A 23,879-nucleotide genomic window follows, 5' to 3' on the forward strand; every position below is an offset into this window, starting at 1 on the left:
GAGATCCAGTGTCCGACATTCTCGTGTCCGAGCAGTCCGCGCCGGGACCCGGCGGGTCCGGGCGTCCCTCCGGCCGGCTGCTCGAGGTCGACGACCTGCGGGTGGAGTTCCGTACCCGGGACGGCGTCGCAAAGGTCATCAACGGGGTCACGTACCACGTCGACGCGGGGGAGACCCTCGCCGTGCTCGGCGAGTCCGGCTCCGGTAAGAGCGTCACCGCCCAGACCATCATGGGCATCCTCGACACGCCGCCCGGCTTCGTGACCGGTGGGCAGGTCCGCTTCCACGGCAAGGACATGCTCCGCATGTCCGACGAGGAGCGCCGCCGCATCCGCGGCGAGGGCATCGCGATGATCTTCCAGGACGCGCTCTCCGCGCTGAACCCCGTCTTCACCGTCGGGTTCCAGATCGCCGAGCAGTTCCGGTTCCGTCGGGGCATGGGTCGCGCGGAGGCCAAGAAGCGCGCGATCGACATGCTCGACCAGGTCAAGATCCCGAACGCCAAGGATCGCTTCAACAACTACCCGCACCAGTTCTCCGGCGGTATGCGGCAGCGCGCGATGATCGCGATGTCGCTGGCGCTCGACCCGGAGGTGCTGATCGCGGACGAGCCGACCACCGCCCTCGACGTGACGGTGCAGGCCCAGATCATGGACCTGCTGGCCGAGCTCCAGCGCGAGCGGCAGATGGGCTTGATCCTGATCACCCACGACCTCGGTGTGGTCGCCGACGTCGCGGACCGGATCGCGGTCATGTACGCGGGCCGGATCGTCGAGGAAGCGGACGTGTACGAGCTGTACGCCAAGCCGGCGCACCCGTACACGATGGGTCTGATCGACTCGATTCCACGCCTCGACGAGAAGGGGCAGCAGCTCCGGACGATCAAGGGCCTCCCGCCGAACCTGATGAACATCCCGCCGGGCTGCCCGTTCAACCCGCGGTGCCCGATGGCTCAGCCGGTGTGCCGGGAGAAGGTCCCGCCGCTGCTGCAGGTCGGCCCCGCCCGGGCCAGCGCCTGCCACTTCGCCGAGGAGCTGGTGAACCGTGTCTGAGAACATCCTCGAGGTCAACGACCTGGTCAAGCACTACCCCGTCACCCAGGGTGTGGTGTTCAAGAAGACCGTCGGTCAGGTCAAGGCGGTCGACGGGGTCTCATTCAGTCTGCGCGCCGGCGAGACGCTGGGCGTGGTCGGCGAGTCCGGCTGCGGCAAGTCGACCCTCGCCCGGGTGCTGATGAACCTGGAGAAGCCGACCGCCGGCAACGTGGTCTACAAGGGCCAGGACATCTCCAAGCTGTCCGGTGGGGCGCTACGGCGTCTGCGCCGGCAGATTCAGCTGGTGATGCAGGACCCGTACACCTCGCTGAACCCCCGGATGACGGTCGGTGACCTGCTCGGTGAGCCGTTCGAGATCCACCCGGAGGTGGCGCCGAAGGGCAGCCGCCGGGCCAAGGTCCGCGAACTGCTCGACCTGGTCGGGCTCAACCCGGAGCACATCAACAGGTACCCGCACCAGTTCTCCGGCGGTCAGCGTCAGCGCATCGGCATCGCCCGCGCGCTCGCGCTGCGGCCCGAGATCATCGTCTGCGACGAGCCGGTGTCGGCGCTGGACGTCTCCATCCAGGCTCAGGTCATGAACCTGCTGGAGCAGTTGCAGGGCGAGTTCGGCCTCTCGTACGTCTTCATCGCGCACGACCTGTCGGTGGTCCGCCACCTCTCGGACCGCGTCGCGGTGATGTACCTCGGCAAGATCGTGGAGATCGGCACCGAGGACGAGATCTACGAGCGACCGACCCACCCGTACACCCAGGCTCTGCTGTCTGCCGTGCCGGTGCCGGACCCGACGCAACGGAACAACAAGACGATCATCCGGCTCACCGGTGACGTGCCGTCGCCGATCAGCCCGCCCTCGGGATGCCGGTTCCGGACCCGCTGCTGGAAGGCGCAGGACGTCTGCGCCGAGCAGGTCCCGCTGCTGGAGATCCGCCGCTCGTCGGACCACCCGAGCGCCTGCCACTTCGCGGAGAAGCGCGAGATCGTCGCCAGCCACGAGGTGTGAGTCACCGAAGCCGCCTGCCGCCGTCACCACGACGACGGCAGGCGGTTTCGTCTGTCCGGGTGACCCGGAGATCGCCTGCGAGTCGTACGGCAGCGTCAGTGGGCCGGGTGTGCCGACCGCGGCCCGGTCCGCCTCACAGTGGGCCGCGGCCGGCGCGGAGCAGCAGCAGGGCCAACTGGGTGCCGTCGGCGCCGAGCGCGACCCGGAACCGCTCCAGGATCTCGCGTTCCCGGGACAGCACCAGGCGGGTCCCGCCGGACGCCATCCGGGTCACCCCGACCTCGTGGGACAACGCGGCCCGCTCCTGCCAGAGGGTGATCAACGCGTTGTCGATCTCGTTGATCCGTTCCCTGATCTGCACGATCCGCGCCGAGGCGGACGGCTCCTGGGTGCCGGTCTGCTGCTCGGCCGGCTCGGCGCCCGGAACCGCCGGTGCGGCGGCCACCGTCGGCTCAGCCTCCTGCGCCGCGGGCTGCCCCGGCCGGATCGGGCTGCCGCTCTGCTCCATCACGTTTGTCATCATCGGGTACCTCTCGCGCGGTGGTGCCCGGTGCCCGGAACCTGGGACGGAAAAAGCCCCGGACTCCAGGAGCCCGGGGCTTTAGCAGGTCTGAATCGATCAGGCGCGACCTACGGCAGCCGGACTCCCGGTGCCATAGTAAAACGAGAAGCGCACAGCGATCACGCCGTCGAGTATGCCCACGTCGTTGCCGGGTGCGCAAGCATTCCGTGTCGCTGACGGCACCTTTCCACCGGCGGGCGTACGGGGTGGTGGGTGCGCGCCGTCCGGCACGTGCTGCTGAGCGCCAACGGCGCAGTGTCCGGCCGGCGGCATAGACTTGTCGGGCGATGCATCCTCTCTTCGACATCCCCGCGTCCCCGCCTGCGCCGGAGTCCGCGCCGGCCCGCCCGCACCGACCCGCAGCGACCGCCGTACGCCTCGATCCGCAGCAGTTGCTCGCCGGGCTGAACGGGCCGCAGCGCGACGCCGTCAGCCATGCCGGCTCGCCCCTGCTGATCGTGGCCGGCGCCGGGTCCGGCAAGACCCGGGTGCTCGCGCACCGGATCGCCTACCTGCTCGCCGCACGGGACGTGCACCCCGGCGAGATCATCGCGATCACCTTCACCAACAAGGCCGCCGGCGAGATGAAGGAGCGCGTCGCCGCGCTCGTAGGCCCCCGGGCCCGCCTGATGTGGGTGTCGACGTTCCACTCGGCCTGCGTCCGGATCCTGCGCGCTGAGCACGAGCACGCCGGCCTCAAGTCGACGTTCTCGATCTACGACGCGGACGACTCCCGCCGGCTGATGCAGTTGGTCACCCGTGAACTGGATCTCGACCCGAAGCGCTACCCGGCGCGTGGGCTGGCCGCCCAGGTCTCCAACCTCAAGAACGAGCTGGTCGACCCGGAGCAGTTCGCGGCGCGGGCCAGCGGGCCCAACGAGCGGGCCCTCTCCGAGGCGTACACGCTCTACCAGCGGCGGCTGCGTGAGGCGCACGCCCTGGACTTCGACGATCTGATCATGACCACGGTGCACCTGCTCCAGTCCCACCCGCACGTCGCCGAGAGCTACCGGCGCCGGTTCCGGCACGTGCTCGTCGACGAGTACCAGGACACCAACCACGCCCAGTACGTCCTGATCAAGGAGCTGGTCTCCGGCACCGACGGGTTGGAGCCCGCCGAGCTGTGCGTGGTCGGCGACGCCGACCAGTCGATCTACGCGTTCCGGGGCGCGACGATCCGCAACATCCTGGAGTTCGAACGGGACTTCACCGACGCGCGGACGATCCTGCTGGAGCAGAACTACCGCTCCACCCAGACCATCCTCAACGCGGCCAACGCGGTGATCGACCGCAACACCTCCCGCAAACCCAAGCGGTTGTGGAGCGAGGCCGGCGCCGGTGAGCAGATCGTCGGCTACGTGGCCGACACCGAGCACGCCGAGGCCGACTGGGTGGCCCGGGAGATCGACCGGCTCGTCGACGCCGACGAGACCCGCCCCGGCGACGTCGCTGTCTTCTACCGCACCAACGCCCAGTCCCGTGTCTTCGAGGAGGTGTTCATCCGGGTCGGCCTGCCCTACAAGGTGGTCGGCGGGGTGCGCTTCTACGAGCGCAAGGAGGTCCGCGACGCGCTGGCGTACCTGCGTTCGGTGGTCAACGACGACGACACGGTGAGCCTGCGGCGAGTGCTCAACACCCCACGTCGGGGCATCGGCGACCGCGCCGAGGCGTGCGTCGAGGCGCTCTCCAGCCGCGACCGGATCTCCTTCGGTGCCGCGCTGCGCCGGGCCCGCGAGGCGCCGGGCATCTCCAGCCGGGCCGCAAACGGCATCGGCGACTTCGTGGCCCTGCTCGACAGCGCGCGTGAGCTGGCCGAGACCGGCACCCCGGAGGAGGTGTTGGAATCGCTGCTGACCCGCTCCGGTTACCTCACCGAGCTGGAGGAGAGCCTGGACCCGCAGGACGCCGGCCGGGTGGACAACCTCCAGGAGCTGGTGAGCGTCGCCCGCGAGTACACCGAGCGGATCGAGGCGCTGGGCGAGGAGGGGGAGCGGGCCACCCTGGCCGGCTTCCTGGAGCAGGTGGCGCTGGTGGCCGACGCCGACCAGATCCCCTCCGACGACCCCGACCACCAGGGTGTGGTCACCCTGATGACGCTGCACACCGCCAAGGGGCTGGAATTCCCGGTGGTCTTCCTGAGCGGGCTGGAGGACGGCGTCTTCCCGCACCTACGCTCGCTCGGCGACACCCGCGAGCTGGAGGAGGAGCGCCGGCTGGCGTACGTCGGCATCACCCGCGCCCGGCAGCGGCTCTACCTGTCCCGGGCGGTGACCCGCTCCGCCTGGGGGCAGCCGTCCTACAACCCGCCGTCGCGCTTCCTGGAGGAGCTGCCGACCGAGTTGGTGCACTGGGAGCGCACCGAGGGGTCGTACACCTCGTGGGCCGGCGGGGGCGGTGGCGTCGGCGGCCGTGCGGACCGCGCGCCCGGCGGCCGTGGCACCTTCACCGGCGGCACGCCCAAGGCCGCGCAGCTGGCCCAGCGGCTCGGTGTGGACGCCAGCCGGCTGACCACTGCCAGCGAGCTGCCGCAGGGGCCGAAGGTGTCAGCGGGCGACCGGGTCAACCATCAGCGGTACGGGCTGGGCCGGGTGCTCGCCGTCGAAGGGCACGGTCCGGGTGCCCGCGCGCAGATCGACTTCGGCGACCAGACCATGTGGCTGGTGCTCCGACACGCCCCGGTCGACAAGCTCTGACCCCGTAGCGCACAACTTCACGGAAAAGGGTGGCCTCGAGCAGTGCCGAGGCCACCCTTCCCCCGTTGTGGTGGCTTGTGGTCAACAGCCCAGGTCGACGCCGCGCGCCCGCATGAACGGGGCCGGGTCGATCTGGTTCCACATGCCCTGGTGCACCTCGAAGTGCAGGTGCGGGCCGGTGGCGTCGCCGGTGGCGCCCTCGTAGCCGATGACCTGGCCGGCGGTGACCTTCTGGCCGACGGTGACCGCGATGCGGCTCTGGTGGGCGTAGTGGGTCAGGTATCCGTTGCCGTGGTCGATGAAGACGGAGTTGCCGTACCCGTCGGAGGCGTCGCCGGCCTGGGTGACGGTGCCGGCGGCCGCAGCGTGGATCGGCGTACCGGAGGGCAGCGCCAGGTCGATACCGGCGTGCAGGGTGCCCCAGCGCTGCCCGTAGCAGGACGTGACGGCCGCTCCCGGCATCGGGTCGACCCAGGCGGGGGTGCGCTTGGTGGTCTTCTTCGGCGTCGGCTTCGGCTTGGCCTTCGCGACGGCGGTCCTGGTGGGGGTCGGGCTGACGCTCACCGCCGACGGGCTCGGCGTGGGGCTGAGCGAAGGGGCGACCGGGGCGCTCGACTCGCGGGCCGAGCGGTCGGCGCGGCTCGCGGCGTCGGCCCGGGACTGGGCATCGAGGGAGACGGCGGCGGGTGCCGGGTGGTCCGTGCCGCTGGTGGCGACGGCGACACCGCCGAGGCCGAGGGCTACCAGGGCGGCGGCCCCGAGCACGATGAGGCGGTTCCGCCGGCCGGTGCGCCGCGGTGGTTCGGTCTGGCTGGTGTCGGGGGTGTTCTCGTTCTGGACGGGGCTGTCTTCCTGCACGGCGGACCTTCGCAGTCGAGGGGCACTTGACCTCGAAATACTGGTGTCGGGCCGAGGTGGGGCAGGCGGGGGGACCGGACCCCTGGGCGGAGAGCGAGCGGTCAGCTGCCCAGATATGACCCGCTGTGCGGCGCTACATCCGGATAAGTGATCAGGTAGGCCGGTGCTGTCGGTCACAACCGGGTCTGTGACCGGGAATACATCGCTTCGCGGGGCAGAACGCGAAACCGCCCGGATCGACAGATCCGGGCGGTCAACGGTCGTTACGCACCGTCAGGAGCCGGCTACCTCGCTGTAGATTGCCTCGACTTGCAGCTTGATGTCCACTCCGCGCTCCTGCAGGAACGGCACCGGGTCGATCGGCTGCCCCTTGACATGGATCTCCAGGTGCAGGTGGGTGCCGTACGCGTGCCCGGTCTGACCCACGAGGCCGAGCTGGTCGCCCGCCTTGATCTGCTGGCCTTCCTTGACACTCACCGCGGAGGAGTGGCCGTAGATGGCCTCGCTGCCGTCAGCGTGCTGGACGATCACCGCGTTGCCGTACCCGCCGAACCAGCCGGCCTTGGTGACCAGCCCGTCGTGGATCGCCACGTAGGGCGTGCCCTCGCCGGCGACCAGGTCGACGCCGGTGTGCAGCTTGCCCCAGCGCATCCCGTACGGGGAGTTGAAGTCGTAACCCTGCAGCGGCAGCAGCCAGACCTCGGGCTCGGCGCTGTCCTTGCTGCGGCTGTCCCGGGAGGCGCGGTCGGCGTTGTCCGCACGGGCCGCGGCGTCCTGGCTGGTGACCGACGCCTGCTTGAGCTCGTCGAGGACCGTCGGGCTGACGTCCTTGGCGTCCGGCAGGGCGCTCGCCCCGAGGGCCACGATGCCGGCACCCACGAACGCTGTGGTGACGACCGCGGCGTAACGGCTGCGGGGTGGGGTGGGTACGCGGCGGCGACCGCGATATCGATCGGGCTCAGACGACAGGCGCTGGCGCACGCACACCCTCCGTTGTCGGGGTTCCGAAGCGGCCGGTGGGCGTCCCTGACGTTCCAGTGAATCGCCCGCTGACCGCGTCGTCACCCGTCCATGGACCTGATGACAACCGTGGACACGTTAGCCAACCCCCAGGCGAGTCACAAGCTAGACGGAAAAATTGGCGTGTCGATCTGTCCGTTTGCGTCCATGATTGTCATGCATCGCGACGCCAAACGGTGCCCCCATCGCTGCCCGTTCGTCGCCGAGCGTGACCGTTCCGGCGGAGTCGTCCGGCTTGACTCCGAACCGCGTCGCGTCAGTGTTCGCGGCCCGGTCGGCGGCGCAAAGATGGCGGCACCGGAAGGGCGCCGGCCGGACGCGCCGGGTTGCACGACGGACACGCCGGGTAACGGCTGGTGACAGAGCCCGGATTTCCCGGGCCGGGCCCGCCGGGTTACCGTTCGTTAAGGTGAAGGCGGTCAAGCCGGTGAAAGGTGTGCGCTGATGAGCTCTCGGATTCGGGTCGTCGTCGCTAAGCCCGGCCTCGACGGCCACGACCGGGGCGCGAAGGTCGTCGCGCGCGCCCTGCGCGACGCCGGGATGGAGGTCGTCTACACCGGCCTGCACCAGACCCCCGAGCAGATAGTGGAAACCGCGATCCAGGAGGACGCCGACGCCGTCGGCCTGTCGGTGCTCTCCGGTGCGCACATGACGCTCTTCCGGCGGGTGCTGGAACTGCTCGGTGAGCGGGACGCCCGCGACATCGTCGTGTTCGGCGGCGGCATCATTCCCAAGGGCGACATTCCCGAGTTGGAGAAGCTGGGCGTCGCGATGATCTTCACGCCGGGCGCCACCACCCAGGCGATCGTCGAGTGGGTCCGACAGAACGTGGCACAGCCGGTTTCCTGAGGCACGCCGATCTGCCGGCCGCCCGAACGGATTTGGGCACGGGGGAGGGGCCGGACGCACCCCTCACACGTCCGGCCCCTCTATGCACGATGCCCCGCCGCCACCCCTCGACCGACAGGGCATCGGCCGCATCCCGTCTTTGCGCTGTTCAGCGCTCCGACATCTGACTCAACGACGCCCCCACGGCGGGGTTACGCACGCCGGACAACATCGCCCGGACGGTGGATGTCAGCCGGGTCATCGCCGGAAAGCAGCCACATCTGATGTTCGGTTGTGCATTACCGCACACCGTGCACCCGCTCGGTTGCCGGTGGTGCCGACCTCGCTAGGCTGCGGCCAATGGCCTGTTTCAACTGATGACAGGCGTCAAACTGTTTTCTGAACGCTGGTGGCGGCGCGACGGCGCGCCGCGGAGACGGGACGGGACGCGCAATCGTGGACCTGTACGAGTACCAGGGGCGGGACCTGTTCGAGCGGCACGGCTTGCCCGTGCTGGCCGGCGGCGTCGCCACTACCCCGGAAGAGGCCCGCGCGATCGCCGAACGTCTTGGCGGCCGTGTGGTCGTCAAGGCGCAGGTAAAGGTCGGCGGCCGAGGTAAGGCCGGCGGCGTCAAGCTGGCCGAGGGCCCGGATGAGGCGGTGGCTCGGGCCACCGACATCCTCGGCATGGACATCAAGGGTCACACCGTCCACAAGGTCATGATCACGGTGACCGCGGACGTGGCCGAGGAGTACTACTTCTCGTACCTGCTCGACCGGGCGAACCGCACCTTCCTCTGCATCGCCAGCGTCGCCGGCGGCATGGACATCGAGCAGGTCGCCGCCGAGACCCCCGACAAGGTCGTGAAGGCCCCGATCGACGCCGTGAAGGGCGTCGACGAGGCCAAGGCCCGCGAGATCGTGACCGCCGCCGGCTTCCCGGCCGCTGTCGCCGACCAGGTGGTCGAGATCGCCGTCGGCCTGTGGCAGGCGTTCGTCGCCGAGGACGCCACACTGGTCGAGGTCAACCCGCTCGCCAAGAACGGCGACGGTCGGATGCTGCTGCTCGACGCGAAGATCAGCCTGGACGAGAACGCCGCGTTCCGGCACCCGGACCACGAGGCGCTCGTCGACCAGGCCGCCGTGGACCCGCTGGAGCAGGCCGCCAAGGCCAAGGACCTCAACTACGTCAAGCTCGACGGCGAGGTCGGCATCATCGGCAACGGCGCGGGTCTGGTCATGTCCACGCTCGACGTGGTCGCGTACGCCGGTGAGCGGCACGGCAACGTCAAGCCGGCCAACTTCCTCGACATCGGCGGCGGCGCGAGCGCCGCGGTGATGGCGAACGGGCTGGAGATCGTGCTCTCCGACCCGGCGGTGAAGAGCGTCTTCGTGAACGTCTTCGGCGGCATCACCGCCTGCGACGAGGTCGCCAACGGCATCATCCAGGCGCTGGCCCTGCTGGAGCAGCGCGGCGAGCAGGTCACCAAGCCGCTCGTCGTCCGCCTCGACGGCAACAACGCCGAAGCTGGCCGGGCGATCCTGGACAGCGCGAACAACCCGCTCGTGCAGCGGGTGGACACCATGGACGGTGCGGCCGAGCGGGCCGCCGAGCTGGCAGCTGCGGGGGTCTGATCATGGCTATCTGGCTGACCAAGGACTCGAAGGTCATCGTCCAGGGGATGACCGGTTCCGAGGGTTCCAAGCACACCCGGCGGATGCTGGCCGCCGGCACCAACGTGGTGGGCGGCGTCAACCCGCGCAAGGCGGGCCAGACTGTCGACTTCGACGGCACCGAGCTGCCGGTCTTCGCGTCCGTCGCGGACGCGATTGCCGAGACCGGGGCCGACGTGACTGTCATCTTCGTGCCGCCGCAGTTCACCAAGGCCGCCGTGGTCGAGGCGATCGACGCCGCGATCCCGCTGGCCGTGGTGATCACCGAGGGCGTTCCGGTGCACGACACCGCGTCGTTCTGGGCGTACAACGTGGCGCAGGGCGAGCAGACCCGGATCATCGGGCCGAACTGCCCGGGCATCGCCTCGCCGGGCGCGTCCAACGCCGGCATCATCCCGGCCGACATCACCGGCTCCGGTCGGATCGGCCTGGTGAGCAAGAGCGGCACGCTCACCTACCAGATGATGTACGAGCTGCGCGACATCGGTTTCTCCACCTGCGTCGGCATCGGCGGTGACCCGATCATCGGGACCACCCACATCGACGCCCTCGCGGCGTTCGAGGCCGACCCGGAGACCGACGCCATCGTCATGATCGGTGAGATCGGTGGCGACGCCGAGGAGCGGGCCGCCGACTTCATCAAGGCCAACGTCACCAAGCCGGTGGTCGGCTACATCGCCGGCTTCACCGCTCCGCCCGGCAAGACCATGGGTCACGCCGGGGCGATCATCTCCGGTTCGGCGGGCACCGCCGAGGCGAAGCAGGCGGCCCTGGAGGCCGTCGGCGTCAAGGTCGGCAAGACGCCGACCGAGACCGCCAAGCTGATGCGGGAGATCATGTCCGGCAGCTGAGCTGTGCAGGCACCACGGAGGGGGTCGACCGGTCACGGTCGACCCCCTTCGGCGTACGCGTCAGTCGTTGTTCCAGAACGGGTAGTTGCCTGTCGCGCGCAGGATCGCCCCGCCGATGATGTTGATCACGCCGAACGCGATGGCGAGGTAACCGAGCAGCGGCGACTGCCCGTACCGCCGGGCGTCGCGGATGGACAGGTAGCCGAAGACGATGCCGAAGATGCCGCAGCAGATCAGCCCAAGCACGATGCCCAGCACGCCCCACAGTGTGGTGCGATCGCGTCCCCGGGCCGGTGGTGGTGGGGGAGGCGGGTATGGCGTGGTCACAGCTTCCTCCGAGCGGTCGTGGGCGACGTGTCGGCCCGGACCGCTACCGGTGGGCCCGTCCCGGGTGGCGGCGACTCGCGCCCCCTCTGGGCCGAGGCTAGACCGGCCCGGGTGGGCGGGACGCCGGTTCGGTGAACTCGCCGTCCTCAGGAGGGGTTAACGGACTGCCACCGCCCGCGCGACGTGCCAGAGTAGAGCGGATGTCCCCCGTCACCCCTGACCGTCCCAGCCGTCCCGGCGGTGTGAGCGCCGACGACCGGCCGGTCGACCGTGCCGCACCGGCCCGACGGGTGCCCGCGCCCCGTGTGGGCGGGTCGCCGCGCGGGAGGGCGCCGTTGCCCGTCGCCGCCGGGGTGGCCGCCTGCTGGGCCGCCCTCACGTCGTACCTGCCGGTGGCCGTCGTGCTCGGCCTGGTGCAGCTCGGCGCGGACGGCACCACGCTCACCGGCACCCTGCGCACCGCGCTGGCCGGCTGGCTGCTCGGGCACGGCGTCCCACTGCACACCGAAGCCGGTCCGCTCGGGCTCGCCCCGCTCGCGCTGACAGTGCTCGCGCTCTGGCGGCTGACCCGCGCCGGTGTGCACGTCAGCCGCGCGTTGGGCGCTCGGGACACCCGCTCACCGCGCCAGGCACTGGTCGCGGCGGTCGCTGTGGGCATCGGGTACGCGCTGCTCGGCGCGCTCGCGGCACTGCTGGTCGGTGCCGGCGGGCCGAATGCGTCAGTGCTCCGGGCCGCGGCCACGTTCGCTGTGGTCGGCACACTCGCCGCGCTGGTCGGCGCGGTTCGGATCACCGCAGTGACCAGGCTTCTCGTCAGCCGGATGCCGGGTCCGGTGCGCGACGGCGTCCGCACCGGTCTGGTGGCGGGGCTGCTGCTGCTCGGCGCGGGTGCGGGCGCGGCCGGCCTGGCGGTGGCCACCGGCGGCGGCGACGCGGCAGACATGATCGGGGCGTACCGGACCGGGGTCGCCGGACAGGCCGGCATCACCCTGGTCAGCGTCGCGTACGCGCCCAACGCGGCGGTCTGGTCGGCAAGTTACCTGCTCGGGCCGGGTTTCGCGGTCGGGACCGACACCGCGGTCCGCACCAGCGAGGTGTCGGTCGGCGCGCTGCCGGCCGTGCCGCTGCTCGCCGGCCTCCCGCGTGGCCCGGTGGACGGCCTCGGCGCCCTGCTGCTCGCGGTGCCGGTGCTGGCCGGGATGGTCGCCGGCTGGCTGCTCGCCCGTCGGGTGGCCCGACTTGCCGGGCCGGAGCGGGCCGCGCGTCGCTGGGCCGAGTTGCTGGCCCCTGCGGCGCTCGCCGGGCCGATCGCCGGCCTGGTGCTCGGCGCGGCTGCCGCGGTGTCCGGCGGGCCGCTCGGCGCCGGCCGGCTGGCAGAGGTCGGGCCGGTTGGTTGGCAGGTCGGGGCGGTGGCGGCCGGTGTCGTAGCGGTCGGGGCACTGCTCGGCGCCGCCGCCACCCGCGCGCTGACCCGCGGCGCCACGCAGTAGGGCCGCCGCCGTCCGGCGGCGACCCGGGGCAGTCCGGACGGCAAACGAGCGCGGGGCGCCCCGGGCGAACCCGGAGCGCCCCGTCGAATCCGAGCCGGTCAGGGCTGGGTGGGCAGGTTCACCTGCGCCACGACGCTCAGGATGAGCAACACGATGCCCAGCCCGACGCCCACCGCGCCGCAGATCAGACCGGCCTTGGCCTGGCCGGCGTTGTTGGCCTGACCCTGGGCCACCTTCTGCTTGGCGAGGTAGCCGGTCACGATGCCGGCGATGCCGACCGGGATGCCCAGGTACAGGCAGCAGACCAGCGGGATCGACGCGATACCGAGGATCATCGACACCAGGCCGAGGGTGTTGTTCTGCCCCTGCCCCTGCGGGTAACCGGCGTTCGGGTACGTCGGGCCGGCGCCGTACGGGGGCTGCTGCTGCGCGTACGGGTCCTGGTACGGCGGCTGCTGGCCGTACGGCTGCCCCGAGGTGGGCTGCTGACCGTACGGGGCCTGCGGCGCGGCGTACGGGTCCTGCGGCTGCTGGCCGTACGGCTGGCCGGAGGTGGGCTGGCCGTACGGGGCGGCTGGCGGCTGGGGTGCGGTCGGGTCCTGGTTGGGCTGCTGGCCGTACGGGTCCTGACCGGGGTTACCGGGCTGCATTCGAGAAGCTCCTTGGACTGGTTCCGTCAGTGGTGCTCTGTGTTTCCATCCATGATCGCGGTCAGTCCTCCCAATGCCCAGTACGACAACGGGACGACATATCTCGCGAAGTGCGGTAAATCCCTTGCTTGGCCGCTCAGGTGTGCCGATCCGTCGTGGTGTGGGGTCGGCGCGGCGTTCGGCCCGAACGACCGGCAGCGTACCGGGTCGGCGCACGTCGGCCGGGTCGAAGATCGGCGTCCCGCCCGGCCGGAGGGCGTCCCTGACCTGCCCGATAGGGTGGCCCGGTGACCGAGCCCGCGCCTGTCGCCCGCATCGTCGTCCTCATCTCCGGCTCCGGGAGCAACCTTCAGTCGCTGCTGGATGCTGCCGTCGACCCCGCGTACGGCGCGCAGGTCGTCGCTGTCGGCGCGGACCGCGACGGCATCGCGGGCCTGGATCGGGCCGACGCGGCGGGGGTGCCGACCTTCGTCGAGCGGGTCCGCGACCACGACACCCGGGAGGACTGGGATCGGGCGCTCACCGCGCACGTCGCGAAGCACCAACCCGATCTGGTCATCTCCGCCGGTTTCCTCAAGCTGGTCGGGCCGCACTTCCTCGCCGCCTTCGGCGACCGTTACCTGAACACGCACAACACGCTGCTGCCGGCGTTTCCCGGCATCCACGGCCCGCGGGACGCCCTCGCCTACGGCGTGAAGCTCACCGGAGCCACCCTCTTCTTCGTCGACGCCGGCATGGACACCGGGCCGATCGTCGCGCAGGTCGCCGTGCCGGTGCTCGACGACGACGACGTCGACACGCTCACCGAGCGCATCAAGGAAGCCGAGCGGCGCCAGCTCGTCGAGCAGGTCGGTCGGCTGGTCCGCGAAGGCTGGACCATCACCGGAAGGAAGGTCACGGTTCCGTGAGTCCCACTCAGGACGGGCGCCGCCCGATCAGGCGGGCGCTGGTCAGCGTCTACGACAAGACCGGGCTGGTCGAGCTGGCTCAGGCCCTGCACGCGGCCGGTGTGGAGATCGTCTCCACCGGCAGCACGGCGGGCACCATCGCCGCCGCCGGAGTGCCGGTGACGCCGGTGGAGACGGTGACCGGGTTTCCCGAGGTGCTCGACGGCCGGGTGAAGACCCTGCACCCGAAGGTGCACGCGGGTCTCCTCGCGGACCTGCGCAAGGACACCCATGTCGCCCAGCTCGACGAGTTGGGAGTGGCGGCGTTCGACCTGCTGGTCTCCAACCTCTACCCCTTCCAGGCGACGGTCGCCTTCGGCGCCGACGTCGAGGAGTGCGTGGAGCAGATCGACATCGGTGGCCCGGCGATGGTGCGGGCCGCCGCCAAGAACCACGCCTCGGTCGCCGTGCTCACCGACCCGACCGGCTACCCGGCGCTCGTCGGCGCGCTCAGCGAGGGTGGCTTCACACTGGCCCAGCGTCGCGCGCTGGCCGCCCGTGCGTTCGCCGACATCGCCGAGTACGACGTCGCGGTGGCCCAGTGGTGCGCCCGGGAGCTGGCCCCCGCCGACGACTCGTGGCCGCAGTTCGCGGGGCTCGCGCTGCGCAAGTCGACAGCGCTGCGCTACGGCGAGAACCCGCACCAGCCGGCAGCGCTCTACACCGACCCGGACGCCCCGGCGGGGCTGGCCCAGGCAGAGCAGCTGCACGGCAAGGAGATGTCGTACAACAACTACGTCGACGCGGACGCCGCGTGGCGGGCCGCCAACGACTTCGCCGACCAGCCGGCCGTGGCGATCATCAAGCACGCCAACCCGTGTGGCATCGCGGTCGGCGCGGACGTCGCCGAGGCGCACCGCCTGGCGCACGCCTGCGACCCGGTGTCCGCGTTCGGCGGCGTGATCGCTGTCAACCGGTCGGTCTCGGTCGAGTTGGCCCGGCAGGTCTCCGATATCTTCACCGAGGTAGTGGTCGCCCCCGGCTTCGACGAGGGCGCGGTCGAGGTGTTGCGGGGCAAGAAGAACATCCGGCTGCTGCGGGCACCGGCCTGGACGCCGGCGCTGGTGGAGTTGCGGCAGGTGACCGGCGGGGTGCTGGCCCAGGTCGCCGACCGGGTGAACGCGCCCGGTGACGACCCGGCGAACTGGACGTTGGCCACCGGCGAGGCCGCCGACGAGGAACTGCTGCGGGACCTCGCGTTCGCCTGGCGGGCGGTGCGCGCGGTGAAGAGCAACGCGATCCTGCTCGCCAAGGGCGGCGCCACCGTCGGGGTCGGCATGGGTCAGGTCAACCGGGTCGACTCGGCGCAGCTGGCTGTCACCCGCGCCGGCGCCGACCGGGCCCGCGGCTCGGTCGCCGCCTCGGACGCGTTCTTCCCGTTCGCCGACGGCCCGCAGATCCTCATCGACGCCGGTGTCCGCGCCATCGTGCAGCCCGGCGGCTCGATCCGCGACGAAGAAGTAATCGCAGCGGCCCAGAAGGCCAACGTAACGATGTACCTAACGGGAACCCGCCACTTCTTCCACTAACCCCCCACCCCCACCCACCCCCATACGGGTTGATCATGGGGTTGACGGGCGACAGGCCGGACGAACGGCCCGTCAACCCCATGATCACCCTGGTGGGTGGTCAGGCTGCGGTGGTCAGGCTGCGGTGGTTGGGCGCAGCTCGGCGAAGTGGCAGGCGGAGGGGTGGGGGTCCGCAGCCCGGGGCACCGTTGCCGGGTCCTCCACCGCACAGATGTCCTGGGCCTTCCAGCAACGGGTCCGGAAGTGGCACCCGCTCGGCGGGTCGGCCGGGCTGGGCACGTCGCCGACCAGACGGATCATGTTGCGCTGGTCGCGGGCCTCCGGGTCCGGCACCGGCACGGCGGAGAGCAGAGCCTGGGTGTACGGGTGGGTGGCCCGCTCGTAGATCTCGTCCTCGGTGCCGATCTCGACGATCCGGCCGAGGTACATGACCGCGACGCGGTCGGCGATGTGCCGCACCACGGACAGGTCGTGCGCGATGAAGATGTACGAGAGCCCCAGCTCGCCCTGGAGCTGTTTGAGCAGGTTGATCACCTGAGCCTGGATGGAGACGTCGAGCGCCGACACCGGCTCGTCGCAGACGATGATCTCAGGCTTCAGCGCGAGGGCGCGGGCGATGCCGATGCGCTGACGCTGACCGCCGGAGAACTGGTGCGGGTACCTGTTGATGTGCTCCGGGTTGAGCCCGACCAGGTCCAACAGTTCCTGGACCCGCTTGCCCTTGCTGCCCTTCGGCGCGGCATCCGGGTGGATCTCGAACGGCTCGCCGATGATGTCGCCGACGGTCATCCGTGGGTTCAGCGAGGTGTACGGGTCCTGCATCACCATCTGCATGTTGCGCCGCAGTCGGCGCAGTTCGCCGCCGGAGGCCTTGAACAGGTCCCTCCCCTCCAGGGTGGCGCGTCCGGAGGTGGGCGTCTCCAACCGCATCAGCAGCCGGGCGAGGGTGGACTTGCCGCAGCCGGACTCGCCGACCACGCCGAGCGTCTCGCCCCGACGCAGCTCGAAGCTCACCCCGTCGACGGCCTTCACCGCCCCGATCTGCCGCTGGAACAGCACGCCCTGAGTGATCGGGAAGTGCTTCACCAGGTTGTCGACGGAGAGGATGGTCTCTCCGCGGACCTTCGTCGAGTCAGCGGGCGACGCTGTCATCACGGACCTCCTGCGCGAAGTGGCAAGCGCTGGTCCGGCCGTCGCCGAGGACCAGGTCGTGCGGCACCTCGTCCACGCAGACCTGCTGGACGTACGGGCACCGGGGGTGGAACGGGCAGCCGGACGGGATGCGCATCAGGTTCGGCGGCAACCCCTTGATCGTCGACAGTTCCTGGCCGCGGACGTCCAGGCGCGGGATCGATTCCAACAACCCCTTGGTGTACGGGTGGGCGGGCGCCTTGTAGAGCGAGCGGACGTCGGCGTGCTCGACGATCCGGCCGGCGTACATGACAGCGATCCGGTCTGCGACACCGGCGACCACGCCCAGGTCGTGGGTGATCAGGATCATCGCCATGTTCAGATCCCGGCGCAGGTCGGCCAGCAGGTCCATGATCTGGGCCTGTACCGTCACGTCGAGTGCCGTGGTGGGCTCGTCGGCGATCAGCACCTTCGGGTCCAGCGCCAACGCCATGGCGATCATGACGCGCTGCCGCATCCCGCCGGAGAACTGGTGCGGGTAGTCGCCGATCCGCTTCGCCGCACCCGGGATCTTGACCAGATCCATCAGTTCGACGGCGCGACGTCGCGCGTCGGCCCGGGACATCCCGGCGCGCTGGCGCAGCGTCTCACCGATCTGCCATCCGACCGGGAAGACCGGATTGAGGGCGGAGAGCGCGTCCTGGAAGATCATCGCGATCTCCTTGCCGCGTACCTGCCGACGCTGCTCCTCGGTGCGGGTGAGCAGGTCCTCACCCTGGTAGAGGATCTGGCCGGAGCGGACGAACGCGGGCGGGGTGTCCAGAATGCCCATGATCGCCTGGGCGGTCACCGACTTGCCCGAGCCGGATTCGCCGAGCACGGCAAGTGTCTCGCCGGCGTCCAGGTGGTACGACACACCGTTGATCACCCGGGCGACACCCTCGTTGGTGCGGAACTCGACGTGCAGGTCCCGCAACTCCAGCAGGTGACCGCCCTCGGGTGTGGCGGAGGCGGGCGTGGGTCGAACGGTCATGAGGAATCACCGCAGCTTCGGGTCGAAGGCGTCACGGATCGCGTCGCCGAGCATGATGAACGCCAGCACGGTCAGCGCCAGGAAGGCCGACGGGACGATCAACGGGGTGGCCGCCTCCCGCATGTGGATCCGGCCGGTGTCGATGTCCTGACCCCACGAGATGGTGGGCGCCTTCAGGCCGATGCCGAGAAACGAGAGCGTCGCCTCGGCCGCGATGAACGAGCCGAGCGCGATGGTCAGCACGACGATGGCCGGGGCCAGCGAGTTCGGCAGGATGTGCCGCCACATGATCCGGCTGTTGCCGGCGCCGAGCATCCGGGCCGCGGCCACGTAGTCCTGCTCCTTCGCGGTGATCACCGAGGACCTGACGACACGGGCGGCGGTGGTCCAGCCGAGCAGGGCCAACACGAAGATGACAGCACCGATCCGAGCCCACTGGCTGTCACTCGACACCCGCTTGAGCAGCACGATCGCGGCCAGCAGCAGCGGGATGCCGAGCACCACGTCGATCACCCGGGACAGCACCGCGTCGACCCAACGGCCGAAGTAACCGGCCAGCATGCCGATCACCAGCGCGATGATCCCGGTGCCGAGCGCGGCGAGCGAACCGACCAGCAGCGACGCCCTGGTGCCGTAGACCGCCCGGGAGTACGTGTCGCAGCCCTGGAAGTCGTACCCGAAGATGGCCCCGCCGGACGGCCCGGCGTGCTGCCGGGCGAGCAGGCAGTCGTTCGGGTTGTTGGCGGTGAACACTCCGGGGAACAGCGCCATCAGGGTGAAGACGACGACAAGCGCCAGCGAGATCCAGAAGATCGGGTTGCGGCGCAGGTCGCGCCAGGCGTCACCGGCCAGGCTGCGAGGCTTCTGCGCGACGCCCACCTGGTTGGGCGCGCCCGGCTCCCCGGAGGGGCCACGTCGCGCGGCCTGGTTCTCGGTGGCCGCCACAGTCTCAAAGTCGCTCATGCCTGCTCACTCATAGCGAATCCTCGGGTCGAGTACGGCGTACAGGACGTCCACCACCAGGTTCGAGACCAGGTAGACCACGACGAGCACGCTGACGATGCCGACCACCAGGGGGCCGTCCTCGGTGCGGATGCCGCGGAAGAGGTTGAAGCCGACGCCGGGGATGTTGAAGACGCCCTCGGTGATGATTGCGCCGCTCATCAGGTTGCCCAGTTCGACACCGAGGAAGGTGACCACCGGGATCAGGGAGTTGCGCAGCACGTGGACGACGACGATGCGCCGCTTGACCAGCCCCTTGGACCGAGCGGTCCGGACGTAGTCCGCGCGCAGGTTCTCTGCCACCGAGGCCCGGGTGAGTCGGAGGGCGGTGGCCAGCGACAGCGAGCCGAGCACGATGCCCGGCAGCAGGAGCGCGTAGAACGTCGGGTCGGAGCCGGCGGTGGGCGGGAAGAGTTGCCACTTGACGCCCAGGAAGTACTGCGCCAGCGGCGCCAGCACGATTGTCGGGATGCCCAGCACCAGCAGGGTCAGCACCAGCGTCGAGTTGTCGAAGATGCTGGCCCGCCGGATGCCGGCGAGCACCCCGGCGGTGACGCCGAAAATGATCGCCACAGCGAGCGCGATGAGCGCGAGCCGCACGGTGACCGGCCAGGCCTGCTGGAGGATGTCACCGATGTTCCGACCGGTCAGCGACTCGCCCAGGTTGCCCTGGAGCAGGTTCTTCACGTAGTCGAAGTAGCGGTAGAAGAAGCCGCCGACGCCAGTGGCGTCCAGGTGGTACTTCTCGGTCAGGTAGGCCCGCTGCGCTGGCGTCACCGGCCGCTCACCGGCGAGCGCCTGGATCGGGTCGCTCTGCCCGGCGAATGTCAGCGCGTAGACGATCAGGGTGGTCCCGAAGAAGGCCAGGACCATCTGCAGTAGGCGCCGCAGGATGTAGCGGAACATGCTTAGCAGTCTCTCCGGAAATGTGCGAAAGGGTCGCAGGACGGCATCTCTGGTCGTACCCGAAATATCCGAGACGCGCCGTCCGGCCCGGGGGAGCCGGCGCCACCGGCGCCGGGTCCGCTGCTGCGGCCCGGCCCCGATGGTGCGGTCCGGGCCACCCGGGCTTCGACGCCCGGGTGGCCCGCACCATGGTCAGCTCAGTTGGCTGCTTCGATCTTGACGAGGTTGACCCGCTGGAACAGGTCCATCTCCACGTTCTTGACCTTGGACGAGTGGCCGAACACGTTCTCGCCGAAGCGGAGCGGGATCACCGGCATGTCCTTGGCCAGGATGTCCTCCGCCTGCTGGTACTTGGCGATCGCCTCGTCCTGCGTCTTGGCGGCGGAACCCTCCTTGACCAGCTTGTCGAACTGCGGGTTGCTGTAGCCGTAGTAGTTCGACGAGCCGTTCGTGCTGTACAGCGGGCCGAGGTAGTCCTCCATGGTCGGGTAGTCCATGACCCAACCCATCCGGAACGCACCCACCGGCGTCTTCTTCTCGACCTTGGTCAGCAGGTCGGCGAACTTCGGCTCGGCCGAGCCCACAGCGTCCACGCCCAGGTTGGCCTTGAGCTGGTTGACAGTCGCGTCGACCCAGTCCTTGTGCCCACCGTCGCCGTTGTACGAGATGACGATCTTCGACGGACCGCCGGCGGCCTGGTAGAGCTTCTTGGCCTCGGTCGGGTTGAACTCCCCGGCCTTGCCCGCGGTGTTCTCCCGGTAGCCCGGCAGGACCGGCGAGACGAAGGAACGTGCCGACGTCTGCGAACCCTTGAAGACCGACTTGGTGATCTCGTCACGGTCGATCGCCATCGAGATGGCCTTGCGCACGTCCGGGTTGCTGTAGTCCTTGTCGAACGTCGGGAACGCCAGGAACTGGAACGACGACATCGGGCTCGTCTTGTACCGGTCACCCAGGTCCGTCGGCGCGGTGCTCAGGCTCTCGGTCGGGATCGTGGGCAGCACGTCCAGGTTGTCCGCCAGGACGTCCGCGTACGCCGCGGTGAGCTGCTGGTAGATCCGGAACTCGATGTTCTTGACCTTGGGCTTGTCGCCCGGGTACGCGTCGTAGCGCTCGACGTCGATCTTGCTGTCGTGCTGCCAGGTGCCCTTCATCTTGAAGGGGCCCTGCCCGATCGGTGCCTGCTCGTAGGAGTCCTTGAGCACGCCCGGAGCCGAGAACGCGGCCTTCGGCATCGGGAAGAACGCGTTGTAGCCCAGCGTGGTCTTGAAGTCGATGTACGGGTCGGACAGCGTCGCGGTGAAGGTGAGGTCGTCGACCTTCTTCAGGCCGGACAACTCCTTGGCCTTCGGCGCCTTGCCCTGAAGGTCGGCGTACCCAGCGATCTTCTCGAAGAAGAAGTTGCTGTCCTGGCCGTTCGGGGCGTACGCGCCGTAGTTCCACGCGTTGATGTAGTCGTCGGACGTGACCTTCTCACCGTTGTGGAAGGTGAAACCGTCCTTGAGCTTGATCGTCCAGACCTTGTTGTCGGACGAGGTGATCGACTGCGCGGCGACCTCGAACGGCTTGTTCTGGGCGTCGTAGTCGACGAGCGGGCTGAACAGGCCGGCCAGCACCTGCGACCCGGACGTCTCGGTGGTGTTGGTGGGAACCAGGTGCTTCGGCTCGGCGATCTGGATGCTGACCGCCGAACTGTCACTGCCGCCGGATCCACCGTCTCCGCCGCTGCCGCAGGCCGCGAGGCCCAGCGTCACCGCGAGCGGGAGGGCGGTCCAGGCAGCGAGTCTACGAACTCGCATTGAGCCTCCTCATCTCCTCACGCTGCGCAGTCAGGCCCGACGCTGGGTTACGCTGCGCAACAAGCGGTAACGGTAGGTCGGTGGTGGACCTTCGACAACGACGCGGTTGCGGATGGGTAACGGTCCGGTGTTGCCCCCCTTGTCGTACGCCAGTGAATCTGCTAGCCGAGATCGCGTTTCCCTGCGATGAGCTGCGGAAGGTCGCGGATCTGACGGGGTGGATGGGCCCGTCTGGGTCGGCTCCGCGCCCGCTGAGGCGAAGGCGCGGTCTCCGCTGCCGAGTGTCGGTCCGTCTGGTTCGACGGTGATCGAATGCACAAGATGTGACCAAGAGTGATTAGCGCCACGTCACAGACGGTCACACGTCCGGTCGGCTGCGGCTGACAGCCCTGTTGGCGGACCGGGCGAGGTCGTCCGAATCGCGGGTGCCGGCCGTGAGACGATCAGGTCGTGACGGCGACGCTTCTGGACGGCAAGGCAACCGCAGCGGACATCAAGGACGAGCTGCGCATCCGGGTGAAGGCACTCGCGGAACGCGGCATCATCCCCGGGCTCGGCACTGTCCTCGTCGGGACGGACCCGGGCAGCCAGGCGTACGTCAACGGCAAGCACCGCGACTGCGCCGAGGTCGGCATCGCCTCGATCCGCCGCGAACTGCCGGCCGACGCCACCCAACAGCAGGTCGACGACGTGCTGGCCGAGCTGAACGCCGACCCGGCGTGCCACGGCTACATCGTCCAGTTGCCGCTGCCGGCCCACCTCGACACCCAGCGGGTCCTGGAGTTGATCGACCCGGACAAGGACGCCGACGGCCTGCACCCGGTCAACCTGGGTCGGCTCGTACTCGGCTACGACGGTCCGCTGCCGTGCACCCCACGCGGCATCGTCGAGCTGCTCCGCCGCCACGACGTGGCGTTGCGCGGTGCCACCGTCGCTGTGGTCGGCCGGGGCAACACCGTCGGTCGGCCGCTCGGCCTGCTGCTCACCCGGCGCAGCGAGAACGCCACAGTCACCCTCTGCCACACCGGCACCCTCGACCTCGCCTCGCACACCCGTGCCGCCGACATCGTCATCGTCGCTGCCGGCGTACCGGGGCTGCTCACCGCCGACATGATCAACCCGGGCGCGGTGGTGGTGGACGTCGGCATCACCCGCGTGATCGGCGCGGACGGCAAGGGCCGCTACACCGGCGACGTGGACCCGGAGGTGGCCGAGAAGGCCGGCGCGCTGGTCCCCATGCCCGGCGGCGTGGGCCCGATGACCCGGGCGATGCTGCTCAGCAACGTCGTGGAGCGCGCCGAACGGGGCTGACCGTCGCATCCGTGACGCCCGTGACGTTCACCCCATCCCGGCGATGGCCGCCGCCCCTGGCCTGTTCGGTGCCAGGATGACTGATACGGTCCGGAAAACCGACTGGTATCAGGGAGTGGGACGACCATGGGTAAGAAGGTCACTGTCGTCGGGGCTGGCTTCTACGGCTCCACCACCGCACAGCGCCTGGCCGAGTACGACGTCTTCGACACCGTCGTGATCACCGACATCGTGGAGGGCAAGCCCGCGGGTCTGGCGCTCGACCTCAACCAGTCCCGGGCCATCGAGGGCTTCGAGACCAAGGTCGTCGGCGTGACCACCGGCCCCAACGGTGAGGGCTACGAGAGCATCGAGGGCTCCGACGTCGTCGTGATCACCGCTGGCCTGCCGCGGAAGCCCGGCATGAGCCGGATGGACCTGCTGGAGACCAACGCCAAGATCGTTCGCCAGGTCGCCGAGAACGTCGCCAAGTACGCCCCGAACGCCGTCGTCATCGTGGTCTCCAACCCGCTGGACGAGATGACCGCGCTGGCCCAGCTCGCCACCCAGTTCCCCAAGAACCGGGTGCTCGGCCAGGCCGGCATGCTCGACACCGCCCGGTTCAGCAACTTCGTCGCCGAGGCGCTGAACGTGCCCGTCGCGTCCGTACGCACGCTCACCCTGGGTTCGCACGGCGACACCATGGTCCCGGTGCCGTCGAAGAGCACCGTCAACGGCAAGCCGCTGCGGGACGCGATGCCGGCCGAGCAGATCGAAGAGCTGGTCGTCAAGACCCGCAACGGTGGCGCCGAGGTGGTCGCGCTGCTCAAGACCGGTTCGGCCTACTACGCCCCGTCCGCCGCCGCCGCCCGGATGGCGAAGGCCGTCGCCGAGGACTCCGGCGACGTCATGCCGGTCTGCGCCTGGGTCGACGGCGAGTACGGCATCTCCGGTGTCTACCTGGGTGTCGAGGCCGAGATCGGCGCCGAGGGCGTCAAGCGGGTCGTCGAGACCGATCTGGACGCCGACGAGCGCGCCAGCCTCCTGGAGGCCGCCGAAGCCGTCCGCGCCAAGCAGGGCGACATCTCCAGCATGTAGTTCCCCCCGAACCACCGCTCCACCGAAGGGCGCGCCGGCAACCGGCGCCCGTACCCCGCCGGGCTCGGCCGGCCAGCCGCGGAGCTGGACCCGCGCACTGACGCTCTCTGCGCGGACGCGGCGAAGCTTCGGC

The 23,879-nt window shown here is 69.9% G+C and carries 21 protein-coding genes; 11 read left to right on the forward strand and 10 right to left on the reverse strand.

Going from position 1 to position 23,879, the window contains the following annotated elements; translation table 11 throughout:
- The first annotated feature begins 23 nt into the window (after positions 1-23).
- Both ABZ406_RS21290 and ABZ406_RS21295 read left to right on the forward strand, forming a co-directional pair.
- Positions 24-1,052 (forward strand): ABC transporter ATP-binding protein, encoded by a 1,029-nt coding sequence (locus ABZ406_RS21290; protein ID WP_357764249.1) that lies wholly within the window; start codon positions 24-26, stop codon positions 1,050-1,052.
- Positions 1,045-2,058, forward strand: coding sequence for a dipeptide ABC transporter ATP-binding protein (locus ABZ406_RS21295; protein ID WP_357764180.1), 1,014 nt, complete (start codon positions 1,045-1,047; stop codon positions 2,056-2,058). Before ABZ406_RS21290 ends, ABZ406_RS21295 begins: the two co-directional genes overlap by 8 nt.
- A 133-nt stretch (positions 2,059-2,191) precedes the next feature.
- On the opposite strand, the gene ABZ406_RS21300 is transcribed toward ABZ406_RS21295, so the two are convergent.
- Positions 2,192-2,581, reverse strand: a complete 390-nt coding sequence (locus ABZ406_RS21300; protein WP_357764183.1) for a chorismate mutase — start codon at positions 2,579-2,581, stop codon at positions 2,192-2,194.
- A gap of 326 nt (positions 2,582-2,907) precedes the next feature.
- Here ABZ406_RS21300 and pcrA point away from each other — a divergent pair, with 326 nt between their 5' ends.
- Positions 2,908-5,313: a DNA helicase PcrA gene (gene pcrA, locus ABZ406_RS21305; RefSeq protein WP_357764185.1), complete on the forward strand. Its 2,406-nt coding sequence runs from the start codon at positions 2,908-2,910 to the stop codon at positions 5,311-5,313.
- Between the two features lie 81 nt (positions 5,314-5,394).
- On the opposite strand, the gene ABZ406_RS21310 is transcribed toward pcrA, so the two are convergent.
- Together ABZ406_RS21310 and ABZ406_RS21315 are read right to left on the reverse strand one after the other, a co-directional pair.
- Positions 5,395-6,171: a peptidoglycan DD-metalloendopeptidase family protein gene (locus ABZ406_RS21310; protein WP_357764188.1), complete on the reverse strand. Its 777-nt coding sequence runs from the start codon at positions 6,169-6,171 to the stop codon at positions 5,395-5,397.
- Positions 6,172-6,444: 273 nt separating this feature from the next.
- Entirely contained in the window at positions 6,445-7,152 is a 708-nt protein-coding gene (locus ABZ406_RS21315; protein ID WP_357764190.1) for a M23 family metallopeptidase, read from the reverse strand.
- 483 nt (positions 7,153-7,635) lie between these two features.
- Between ABZ406_RS21315 and ABZ406_RS21320 the strand changes: the two genes are divergently transcribed.
- The 3 genes from ABZ406_RS21320 (at position 7,636) to sucD (ending at position 10,544) form a co-directional block, all read left to right on the forward strand.
- Positions 7,636-8,040 (forward strand): cobalamin B12-binding domain-containing protein, encoded by a 405-nt coding sequence (locus ABZ406_RS21320; protein WP_355585515.1) that lies wholly within the window; start codon positions 7,636-7,638, stop codon positions 8,038-8,040.
- Positions 8,041-8,475: 435 nt separating this feature from the next.
- Entirely contained in the window at positions 8,476-9,654 is a 1,179-nt protein-coding gene (sucC, locus tag ABZ406_RS21325) for an ADP-forming succinate--CoA ligase subunit beta (protein ID WP_112583775.1), read from the forward strand.
- Positions 9,655-9,656: 2 nt separating this feature from the next.
- Complete coding sequence (sucD, locus tag ABZ406_RS21330) at positions 9,657-10,544, forward strand: succinate--CoA ligase subunit alpha (protein ID WP_357764194.1); 888 nt, start codon at positions 9,657-9,659, stop codon at positions 10,542-10,544.
- A 60-nt stretch (positions 10,545-10,604) separates the two neighbouring features.
- Here sucD and ABZ406_RS21335 read toward each other — a convergent pair whose 3' ends face one another.
- Positions 10,605-10,871 (reverse strand): DUF4190 domain-containing protein, encoded by a 267-nt coding sequence (locus tag ABZ406_RS21335; protein ID WP_357764197.1) that lies wholly within the window; start codon positions 10,869-10,871, stop codon positions 10,605-10,607.
- Positions 10,872-11,071: 200 nt separating this feature from the next.
- Between ABZ406_RS21335 and ABZ406_RS21340 the strand changes: the two genes are divergently transcribed.
- Positions 11,072-12,361 carry a DUF6350 family protein gene (locus tag ABZ406_RS21340; protein WP_357764199.1) on the forward strand — a complete coding sequence of 430 codons (1,290 nt, stop codon included), beginning with the start codon at positions 11,072-11,074 and terminating at the stop codon, positions 12,359-12,361.
- Positions 12,362-12,459: 98 nt separating this feature from the next.
- Here the strand turns inward: ABZ406_RS21340 and ABZ406_RS21345 are convergent, their stop codons facing one another.
- Positions 12,460-13,011, reverse strand: coding sequence for a DUF4190 domain-containing protein (locus ABZ406_RS21345; RefSeq protein WP_357764202.1), 552 nt, complete (start codon positions 13,009-13,011; stop codon positions 12,460-12,462).
- A 287-nt stretch (positions 13,012-13,298) separates the two neighbouring features.
- On the opposite strand from ABZ406_RS21345, the gene purN reads away from it, so the two are divergent.
- A complete protein-coding gene (purN, locus tag ABZ406_RS21350; RefSeq protein ID WP_112620605.1) occupies positions 13,299-13,919 on the forward strand; it encodes a phosphoribosylglycinamide formyltransferase in 621 nt (206 codons plus the stop codon).
- Complete coding sequence (gene purH / locus ABZ406_RS21355) at positions 13,916-15,487, forward strand: bifunctional phosphoribosylaminoimidazolecarboxamide formyltransferase/IMP cyclohydrolase (RefSeq protein ID WP_357764204.1); 1,572 nt, start codon at positions 13,916-13,918, stop codon at positions 15,485-15,487. Before purN ends, purH begins: the two co-directional genes overlap by 4 nt.
- A 114-nt stretch (positions 15,488-15,601) precedes the next feature.
- Here purH and ABZ406_RS21360 read toward each other — a convergent pair whose 3' ends face one another.
- The 5 genes from ABZ406_RS21360 to ABZ406_RS21380 form a co-directional block, all read right to left on the reverse strand.
- Positions 15,602-16,639, reverse strand: coding sequence for a dipeptide ABC transporter ATP-binding protein (locus tag ABZ406_RS21360; protein ID WP_357764207.1), 1,038 nt, complete (start codon positions 16,637-16,639; stop codon positions 15,602-15,604).
- Positions 16,620-17,651: an ABC transporter ATP-binding protein gene (locus ABZ406_RS21365; protein ID WP_357764210.1), complete on the reverse strand. Its 1,032-nt coding sequence runs from the start codon at positions 17,649-17,651 to the stop codon at positions 16,620-16,622. Before ABZ406_RS21365 ends, ABZ406_RS21360 begins: the two co-directional genes overlap by 20 nt.
- A 6-nt stretch (positions 17,652-17,657) precedes the next feature.
- Complete coding sequence (locus ABZ406_RS21370) at positions 17,658-18,614, reverse strand: ABC transporter permease (protein ID WP_357764212.1); 957 nt, start codon at positions 18,612-18,614, stop codon at positions 17,658-17,660.
- Positions 18,615-18,620: 6 nt separating this feature from the next.
- Positions 18,621-19,559: an ABC transporter permease gene (locus ABZ406_RS21375; RefSeq protein WP_357764215.1), complete on the reverse strand. Its 939-nt coding sequence runs from the start codon at positions 19,557-19,559 to the stop codon at positions 18,621-18,623.
- Between the two features lie 197 nt (positions 19,560-19,756).
- Complete coding sequence (locus tag ABZ406_RS21380; protein ID WP_357764218.1) at positions 19,757-21,358, reverse strand: ABC transporter substrate-binding protein; 1,602 nt, start codon at positions 21,356-21,358, stop codon at positions 19,757-19,759.
- Between the two features lie 450 nt (positions 21,359-21,808).
- Here ABZ406_RS21380 and ABZ406_RS21385 point away from each other — a divergent pair, with 450 nt between their 5' ends.
- Both ABZ406_RS21385 and ABZ406_RS21390 read left to right on the forward strand, forming a co-directional pair.
- Entirely contained in the window at positions 21,809-22,669 is an 861-nt protein-coding gene (locus ABZ406_RS21385) for a bifunctional methylenetetrahydrofolate dehydrogenase/methenyltetrahydrofolate cyclohydrolase (protein ID WP_357764221.1), read from the forward strand.
- Between the two features lie 126 nt (positions 22,670-22,795).
- On the forward strand, positions 22,796-23,746 hold the full coding sequence (locus ABZ406_RS21390) for a malate dehydrogenase (RefSeq protein ID WP_357764224.1): 951 nt from the start codon (positions 22,796-22,798) through the stop codon (positions 23,744-23,746).
- The last annotated feature ends 133 nt before the right edge of the window (positions 23,747-23,879 follow it).

The organism is Micromonospora sp. NPDC005710, from assembly GCF_040630995.1.
Classification (GTDB): Bacteria; Actinomycetota; Actinomycetes; order Mycobacteriales; family Micromonosporaceae; genus Micromonospora.